The following is an 8,791-nucleotide window of genomic DNA, read 5'->3' as shown; positions in this document are numbered from 1 at the left end:
TTTATTGTGCATAACACCTGAAATGAGTAAAAGGTTTAACATTATTGACTTTTCCTCATTATACAGGCTTTTTATTATCTAAGCAACTGTTTTTGTGTGGCGTTGAGATATTCTTTTCAACACCCTTTACATAGGTTCTCCTCCCTTTATGTAGCTTCTTGTACCTAATATTTACTTCCGTATAGTAATTTTTACTATCTTTGATATTGAAGAGCAAGTACTTTTTGCCTGTAGGGTTTAGTTTTTTTAACGAGTCTTGCTATCTGTTTATACTTGCATGGTAAAAACACATCCTTTCTCTTTTAAAACGAACTATAAAGTATGAAAGATTGTACTGCCATATAAAAGAAGGAGATTGACTGTTTCTATCAGAAAAAGGAGCATGAGATGATCCTCAATGAGGATAGCGATTGTGAGATACTGTGGGATACAGGTTTGTTGTTCATACGAAATCTCCAGAGAAAAGGGTTGTTGCAACTGTCCGTTCCTCCTTTTATCTTTAGTGTATCGGATTTCAGCGTGTTGGAGCAAACAATATTGTAGCCTTTTGCTTTTTCCTGTACTGGCCGCTTTTTTTCTTGACGGCCAGCGTGTTTTGCGGTTAAGCAGTAGCTGCTATTTTTTGAGACGGAAGGATTTTTATAAAATACATTATGTTCCCCCGGATGGATTCGGGTGCCTCTGTGTCCGGAAAGGGTGATCGGCCTGTTGCGTAGGCCTTGTTGTAACGACGCATTGGGCTGACGGAACTGAACAGATTGTTTTTTTTAAGGCATAAACTTGGTTTAAAAGTACAAAAACAAGGAGGCCGTTATGGCTGAGGAACAGACAAACAGTGTGAGTACACTGAAAGAACCCGACAAGGTGGTTGCCGACAAGCGGAGCTTTCTCCGGTGGGCAGGGGCTGCACTGGGGGTGGTGGTGGCTGCCGGTTGGACCGGATTGGCGATCACAAAATCCGCCCAAAAAGTCGAAGGTGCGAACACCCGTGCCCACGCCGTTGATGAGGAGTTGCGGCAGCAGCAGATCATGGCTGGCAAGAAAATGGTCGTCATGACCCAGGAAGAGAAGCAGAAGATGCTTGACCGTATCCTGCGCAATCATTACCGGAAGGTCTCCTGAGCGTATTCAGGATGCCATATTAACGGAGGTAATAGACAATGTCGGAAGACAAAAGGAAAAATGATATCGCTGAAGGACAAGACGACGGGACGACCAAGGAATCCCGCCGAGATTTCCTGAAAAAGCTGGGTGTGGCAGCAGCTGCAACAACTGTAGCTCCGGTAGCTACAGCTAAAGCAGCCAGCATATCCGAGCACTTGCAGACGCATTTTGAGATGATGAGTGATTCTCAAAAGGAAAAGGCCATTGCCCGCCTGGAGGAGCGTTATACAGAGCAATTTGGTAAGCAGGTCACGGTGGCAGGTACACCAGCCCCGGAAGGAGTGCTGTTTGGCTATGCCCTCAATATCTCCAAATGCATCGGCTGTCGACGCTGTGTTGAGGCGTGTGTTCGGGAAAACAATCAATCCCGTGGGGACCATGAATACCCTAATTCAGCAATACAGTGGATCCGAGTCTTGGAGATGGTACGAGGCAATGACACCTTTCAGGTGGAAAATTTGCATAAGGGTTCCCCCAGTAGTAGCGCCATAGGTGATTACGGTGTCCAGGCTGGCGGCCATGCTGATAAAGCTGTTGGTATTTCCGGCCACGCAGAGCATTACTACGAACCAGAGTTGGTTCCGGAAGAGAATGCCTTCTATTTCCCGGTACAGTGTCATCAATGCGAAGACCCGCCCTGTGTCAGGGCTTGTCCGGTCCGCGCAACCTACCGCGATCCCAATGGAATCGTGGTTATTGATTACAACTGGTGCATTGGCTGCCGGATGTGTCAATTGGCTTGTCCGTATTGGGCACGCCGTTTCAACTGGGGCGAACCGGTACTCCCCAATGAGGACATGAATCCCAAGACCCATTATCTGGGGAACCGTCCTCGTATGCGCGGGGTCATGGAAAAATGTACCTTTTGCTTACAGAGAGTGAGAGATGGACGCTATCCAGCCTGTCTGGAAGCCTGTCCTGTGGGGGCAAGAAAATTCGGCAACCTGCTTGATCCTGAAAGTGAAATACGAAAGGTTCTGGCGACCAAGAAGGTGTTCCGGTTTAAAGAGGATTTCGCCACCGAACCGAAATTTTTCTATTACATGGATTAGAGGAGTATTACTCATGACAACGACAACGCAACCCGCTTCAGCTTTTCAGAAGCCGATAGCTTTCGCCCGCGACTTCTGCATGTATACCGTGAAAGGAGGAAAAGTCTTTTACAGCTGGATGCTCTTTCTTTCCTTTTTTGCCATTGTGGGCCTTGTCACCACCTATATACAGATGACAACTGGCCTTATCGTCACCGGAGCTACAGACCAAATCGTTTGGGAGCTGTTCGTCGCCAGCTTTATTCACTGCCCATCTATAGCGTCGGCAGCGGTGCTGGTGGTGACCCCTGCTTATATCTATAAGCGTAAAGATATGAAGCAGCTGGCGGTCATTGGCGAGGCCATTGCCATGGTCTTCGTGATTATCGGCCTCAACTTCATCTTCTTTCACATGGGGCGACCGGATCGCTTCTGGCATGCAATTCCCGTATTGGGTATCTTCAACTTTCCCAGTTCTGTGCTCACCTATGACATCATCGTGCTGAACGTTTACCTCGTCCTGAACGCTGTGGCGGTCTTCTATTATCTGTACAAACACTATGTTGGGCAGCCGCTGAACACCAAGTTCTATACTCCGCTGATCTGGTTTGCCGTGGCATGGGGACCATTCATTCATATCATCACTGCCTTCATCCTCAGCAGCAATGCGCAGATCGCCGTATGGCATACTGCTCTTATGCCCTTTTCCTTTTTAGCCATGGCAGCTGCAGCCGGGCCAGCCCTGGTGATCGTAACACTCTTGGTGATCCGCAAATTCACTAAATTGGAAGTTGCGGACTCTGCAATTGACTTCTTTTCCCAAGTCATTATCTGGGGTGTGGGGGTACTTATTCTGATGTTTGCGGTAGAGTTCTTTACGGAACTCTATCCTGCCACACATCATGCTGCCCCTCTGGAGTATGCGATTAATGGACACAACGGCCTGAATCCCTATGGTCCCTGGTTCTGGTCAATCATGACCATATTTGTGGTGCAGTTCATCCTGCTGTGCATCAAGAAAGTACGGAAGAGCTACAACTTCCTGTTACCGCTGATCTGCGTATCAGTCTTCCTGAGCGTCCTGATTGAAAAACCCGCAGTTTTGATTTTTCCGGCTTTCAGCCCGACCGCCTTGGGAGAGTATGCTGTATATCATCCGACCTTGATTGAGATCTTCAACGTCCTGTTCGTCTGGGCGACCGGCTTTATCCTGCTGACCTTGGTTCTCAAGGGTGTGGTTGGTGTATTAACCGGTGAAGTGCGAGATTCCCAAGTAGTGGAAGAAGGAGGTGCGAAATGATTTCAGCGAGAAAACATATGAGAGCGGCGGTTTTCGTCAGCCTTTTCTTCGTAGCGATCAGCGGCTTGGTGCTCCAGAATATGCCCAACGAGGCTGTGGCGCAAGAAGATGCTGCGCAGGAAGAGTCTGGTGCAGTAGTACAAGAAAATTCAGCTGATGCTTCACAAGAGGAGCCTGGTGCGGAACAGGAAGCTATATCTGATGCGGGACAAGAGGAGTCTGGTGCAGAAGAGCAAGAAGCTCCAGCCGATGCTGCACCAACCACCTCTGATGCAGAAGTTGAGTGCTATGAAAGTAGAAAAGATGCCACCAGGCTCACAAAGAAGGACAATGTAAACCCCAAGTACGGTTATCCTAATGTGAAGTGTTCACCCACCACCAAAGCTGTTCTCTGGTATGGTGATCCCTATGATGATACTGAACCTATAGGTGATACGCCGAGCTTTGGTGACTATACAGATGGTGATTTTGCCCAGGCCGTTATCAGACCACGGACAAAGCACTTGAAAACAATTATACAAAACGGTGGCATGCAATGCAGTGGCTGTCATCCAGGTGCAGATCCGGCGACTCAGAAGAATGATCCCCGTGAGCTTATGATGCATCAGGATATTGTCAGTGATGCACTTGTCTTGGAGCATGGTCGGGGAGCGATCTGGTGTTTTGATTGCCATAATGCGGCTAACCGTGATACTCTTGTTAACCATAGAGGGGATGAGGTCAGCTTTAATGAATCCTATAAGCTCTGCGGAAGCTGTCATGGGAGTACCTATAGCGAATGGCGGATGGGTCTCCATGGCAAGCGTACTGGTGAGTGGAGAGTAGGCGGAAAGAAGCGGTGGTGGACGTGTACAGAATGCCACAATCCCCACACTGTTGAGGAGCATCGTTTTGATCCGGTTAAACCTGAACCGCCACCTGCTCTGCCCCGTGGTATGAGCGAAGACGATTATAAGGGTGCTGGCAATCACGGTGGGCATTAATCCGTAGCAGCTCTTTGAAACGACTTTTTTTAAAGGTCGGAGACAGCAGTCTCCGGCCTTTTTTGTTTGTAACATGTTGTTGTAGTGTCGTAGGGGTAAACCTGTGTGTTTTACCTTGCGGCTACTTGAAATTAAAGGGCAGACACATAGGTCAGCCCCTACAGTAATTGCTCAAAATGCAAAACGTTTCTGGAAATTAAGAGGAATTGTAAACTCACTGGCACGAGGGTTTACCTTGTCGTCATCTTGTGCAGGCTGGAGATTTATACGGCGAAAGCGGTCTTCAAAGGTGTTATAGGTTTGAAACTGGATTGTATTGTTCTCAAGATCAAAATTGATCAACCGGATTAATCCGTCACCACCATTTTTATAGTCCTGATAGTTGACCAGCACCTCAATGACAGGCTGGTTAAAATTGTTGATGCTCACCTGATGGTATTCCCCACCAAGAGCAGCTTCACGCCCCCCTTGGTCCTTCAGGTACTCATGATAATTGCCACCCAGTACCATGAAAATCTGCTTGTTTTTTTTCACCAGATCGCGCCAGATAGCAAGCCCTCCTCGCCGTATCTCATTTTGTCGTGGAGCTTTACCCACCTCTGGGCTTGGCTCATGTCCGACAAAACGACCACCAGCATCATCAGGTACCTGTTTTCCATTGGCACCCTTGTACATTTCATCGGTTATATACGCATGAGTTGTTAAAATTGTTGGGGTGTTTGGGTTGGCATCTAATATCTTCTGGGCCCATTTGAGCTGGTCATCTTCATTTGCAAATCTACTGCTATCAGGGGCATCAACTTCAATATTTATATGGAGAAAAGTTATGCCAGCACCTGAAAAATACTGATAATGACTGGTTCCTTTCTTTGAGCTTCCTCCGTACCAGCTATACTTTTTGTACCGTTCCGGCCCATAATATTTGACGAATGCAGAATGACCATCAACCGGGCGTTCATTGCCGTTATAATCATGATCTCCCAATGCAACTGAATACGGTAATACATTATCCAGCTTGCCCATGTGCTGTAATGAGTCTAGCCATTCAGGGTGGTTTTCATTTCCCATGCCATCTTCAATAACATCACCCAGGTGCGTCACAAAGACAATATTTTTAAAGGGTACGCTGTCTTGAGGATCATCTTTGCTATAAGCATTCTTTACAATCCAATCCATCTGCTTGGCAAAATACGCTTTCCCTTTTTCAGCTCTGTAATATCGTTGCGTATCTGGAATAGCGACAATAGTAAACTGGTCCTGGGGCACATCGTTTTGCTTATTTACGGCACAGGCGGTCAAGAGTTGTACAGAAAGTAATATTGCTACAATTTTGAGAAAATACAAGATGATACTGTGTCGTATGTATTGTTTATGATCTTTCATGTGCTTTACCTCCTGATTATCCCAAGTATTGTGTCTGCTGATGGATATGTACTCGCATAGCCCTTGGAGTGAGATTTTTATTAGGTCGGAGACTCTGTCCCCGACCTTTTGCTTATGCTTTGTTGGCCTTATCAGCCTCTATTAATGTGGCAATTTTTTCGTTATTTTTTTTCATAACGATTTTCTTGAACTCCGCATTAATCAGACATAACATCTGGGCGATATGTTTCGCTACATTTGCCGGTCGGAGAATCAATGAGTTTGAACTGCCCGGAGGATTGTCCACGCATGAAAAGTGATTGTTCTTATCCGGGGGGCAGCTGATGACCGGATGGACACTGTGGAATGACAAGACACCGGATAATGCGTCGGTGGCACCAGCTATGGAAACAATGATGCTCGGTACGGAAGATTCATTAAGTTCTTTGACCATGTTTTCACAGGCAACAGGTTGTTTGTGAGCGGAACAGATCCTGATATTTGATTCAATTGTGAATTTCGCTAATTCACTTTGAATCTTCTTGATATGCGGCAGATCGCTGTCTGAACCGGATATGATGACTACATTATACTCTTTCATGTAAGTACCTCTTGAGTTTTAAAAGGTTAATAGCCTATAATAGGTGTTGTCCGAAAGTCGGAAAAAACGGTGTGGTTTATACAGAGAGCCACTGTCCTGCTCATATTTATACGGAGTGCAGGGCGCAGGAAATTCATAATCAAGTAAGTTGCATTGATTTTGCTGGGCATATACCTTCTTCGATTCTCGTCAGATTTCTAGTAATACTATATCGCTGATTCTTTCAAAGTGCTTTCTGTTTAATGTTGCGATACGGAGATTCATAGCGACCGCAGTGGCTGCAATAAAAATATCTCTGAATTCAATCATCATGTTGTCCCTTTTCAGGCTCTGATATATTTTTGATGAAATTTCGGCGACCTCATCGTCAAAAGAAACAGTGTCAATCCATCTGCGCAGTTTTACGATGTCTTCGAAATGCTTTTCTGTCTTTGCTCCGCACTGCAATTCAAACAGAGTCACGGACGACATAAAACATTCGTTTTTTTCTCTTATGTTCCAAAGTGCCGAATTCTGTTTATCCGCCTTTCTGAGAAAATCGATTATTACTGAAGTATCTGTCAGAACTCTGTTATCGGCCATGATCTCACGTTTATATCATCTTCTGAAATGTCCCATTGCGAAATTGACTGAAAATCTTTTTTCCATCCGTCTCGTGCCGGGCGGGAAACTTTCTTTTTCGGTATAATTATGATCTGCACTTCCTGAGCGTCAAACCCTTTTGGAAGATCGACAGAAATACGATTTCCTGCAACCTTGCCGTATGTTATCCAGCTGCTGATTTCTTGAATCTGTTTCATATTTCCTCTGGTCTATCCAACTTCAGTTCTGTTGTTTTCATTTTCATCCTCCATCAATTTATACGGAGTGCAGAGCACAGGAAATTCATAATCAAGTAAGTTGCATTGATTTTGCCGGGTAACAGGTGGGAAGGTGGGTTATAGATTTATCTCTTACGTCCCCTGTTTATTCCTTATGGGCTGGAGGAACTTTCTGGATTGCCTATCCATTTGCATAAGCAAGGTTAAGACGGGCTTCATGCTGCTTTTTAGGATGGATTACAATATCAACATCTTGATCTAAAGCACGTAAAAAAGAAAATAGTCTGTCCATTGAAAATCCGTCAAGTTTGCCATTTCTTAGAGCGGATATTTTAGGTTGATTCACTCCTAATATTAGACCAGCTTCTTTTTGAGTTAAATTTCGCTCTTCAATAATATCGTAAATCATGGAAGCGATCTTGGCTTTTGCAAGACGTTCTTCCGGGTTATCCAGCACTAAATCTTTGAATACATTGCCTGAGCTTTTTTTAATTTCATTTCCCATTTATATCCGATTTCATCTTTTACTGCGTCCGGGAAAGATCTTAAATCTTCAAGTGATGATCCTACCCAGACAACCATTTTAATATCTTTTCTATCCATATTTTATATATCCCATATATGGGATAATCTTGCAATGTAAAAGATGATATCATGCGGTATGCAGAGAGCACAGGGAAATTATAATCAAGTGGATTGCATTGATTTTGCTGTGTAATAGGTAGGAAGTTGGGAGTAACAAACATCATCTCTTATGCGACTTGTTCCTTTTAACGGGGTACGTCCCCTATTTACGTCAGGGGGAAAAAGTTACTTCGCTGGGGGAGGTAATGCTGTAAGGAAGGTAGTAAAATAAATCTGTTTACATTTTTAATTATCAAGTCAAGCCAGAAAGCTATATTGTATCGAAAGATTTTAAAAAAAATTTTAGCTCATCCAAGCGAGGGGATGAAAAATCCCAGATATCTTTTTCTAGACTTGCTTTTAAATCACATTTTCTACCGGCTTGCTTTTTTTCTTTTTTTGAGCATGAATCATAACGTTGATAAATTTGAACCCAAAATTTATCAAGCTCTTTGTTTGTTATTTCCTTATTGTTTCCCCGTAAGCATTCTTCCCAGGCGGCTAAACAATCCGCAAAAGTCGAATCTCTATTTTTGATTGACCGTAATAAAGTCTCTAGCTCCCCATAACCATCAACATTCAAAATATGGCACGAGACCTTGACACCCAAAGTTTGTGAATCAACCCACTGGTTAACTCGTTCTATACATAATGCACCGTCAAATGTTTTCAAAGATTCATTGACAAGGGTTAGTCTCTCCTGAACGCCTTTATTGTCTGCATCTACCAAGATGCCTATTTTTTCGATTCCTCTCTTCTCTATTTCAATAGATATGTCCCTGAATCCGTGAAGCTAATGCAATAAAAAAGCATTTGATATAAAATTAATATATTAATTTTTAAGGATAAAATGTATAGTAAGTACCTGTCTGAAAATTTAACCCAGCAGGTGAAAAATGAAACGT

General features: G+C 44.2%; 10 protein-coding genes. 4 read left to right on the top strand and 6 right to left on the bottom strand.

The genetic code is table 11. The features are described from left to right. Positions 1–813 precede the first annotated feature (813 nt). The 4 genes from L2082_RS16985 to L2082_RS16970 are packed head-to-tail and all read left to right on the top strand — an operon-like array spanning position 814 to position 4,478. Positions 814–1,122 carry a hypothetical protein gene (locus L2082_RS16985; RefSeq protein ID WP_446010523.1) on the top strand — a complete coding sequence of 103 codons (309 nt, stop codon included), beginning with the start codon at positions 814–816 and terminating at the stop codon, positions 1,120–1,122. 38 nt (positions 1,123–1,160) lie between these two features. Next, positions 1,161–2,216: a 4Fe-4S dicluster domain-containing protein gene (locus L2082_RS16980; protein WP_446010522.1), complete on the top strand. Its 1,056-nt coding sequence runs from the start codon at positions 1,161–1,163 to the stop codon at positions 2,214–2,216. Positions 2,217–2,229: 13 nt separating this feature from the next. Further along, the gene (nrfD, locus tag L2082_RS16975; RefSeq protein ID WP_446010521.1) at positions 2,230–3,495 is read left to right on the top strand and encodes an NrfD/PsrC family molybdoenzyme membrane anchor subunit; all 1,266 of its coding nucleotides are present in this window, start codon (positions 2,230–2,232) and stop codon (positions 3,493–3,495) included. Next, complete coding sequence (locus L2082_RS16970) at positions 3,492–4,478, top strand: hypothetical protein (RefSeq protein WP_446010520.1); 987 nt, start codon at positions 3,492–3,494, stop codon at positions 4,476–4,478. The genes nrfD and L2082_RS16970 overlap by 4 nt, the downstream gene beginning before the upstream one ends. A gap of 171 nt (positions 4,479–4,649) precedes the next feature. Here L2082_RS16970 and L2082_RS16965 read toward each other — a convergent pair whose 3' ends face one another. From L2082_RS16965 to L2082_RS16940, 6 genes are all read right to left on the bottom strand, one after another. Continuing rightward, positions 4,650–5,861 (bottom strand): hypothetical protein, encoded by a 1,212-nt coding sequence (locus L2082_RS16965; RefSeq protein ID WP_446012014.1) that lies wholly within the window; start codon positions 5,859–5,861, stop codon positions 4,650–4,652. A gap of 112 nt (positions 5,862–5,973) precedes the next feature. Further along, positions 5,974–6,441 carry an AIR carboxylase family protein gene (locus L2082_RS16960; protein ID WP_446012013.1) on the bottom strand — a complete coding sequence of 156 codons (468 nt, stop codon included), beginning with the start codon at positions 6,439–6,441 and terminating at the stop codon, positions 5,974–5,976. Between the two features lie 189 nt (positions 6,442–6,630). Continuing rightward, positions 6,631–7,023, bottom strand: a complete 393-nt coding sequence (locus tag L2082_RS16955) for a type II toxin-antitoxin system VapC family toxin (protein WP_446012012.1) — start codon at positions 7,021–7,023, stop codon at positions 6,631–6,633. Continuing rightward, positions 7,002–7,241 (bottom strand): hypothetical protein, encoded by a 240-nt coding sequence (locus L2082_RS16950; protein WP_446012011.1) that lies wholly within the window; start codon positions 7,239–7,241, stop codon positions 7,002–7,004. Before L2082_RS16950 ends, L2082_RS16955 begins: the two co-directional genes overlap by 22 nt. A 202-nt stretch (positions 7,242–7,443) precedes the next feature. Then, entirely contained in the window at positions 7,444–7,767 is a 324-nt protein-coding gene (locus L2082_RS16945) for a helix-turn-helix domain-containing protein (RefSeq protein WP_446012010.1), read from the bottom strand. Between the two features lie 390 nt (positions 7,768–8,157). Further along, positions 8,158–8,649 carry a DUF3226 domain-containing protein gene (locus L2082_RS16940; protein WP_446012015.1) on the bottom strand — a complete coding sequence of 164 codons (492 nt, stop codon included), beginning with the start codon at positions 8,647–8,649 and terminating at the stop codon, positions 8,158–8,160. Between the last annotated feature and the right edge of the window lie 142 nt (positions 8,650–8,791).

This window comes from Candidatus Electrothrix sp., assembly GCF_052785085.1.
The sequence above is the reverse complement of the archived record's forward strand: the minus strand, read 5'-3'. Positions and strand labels throughout refer to the sequence as shown.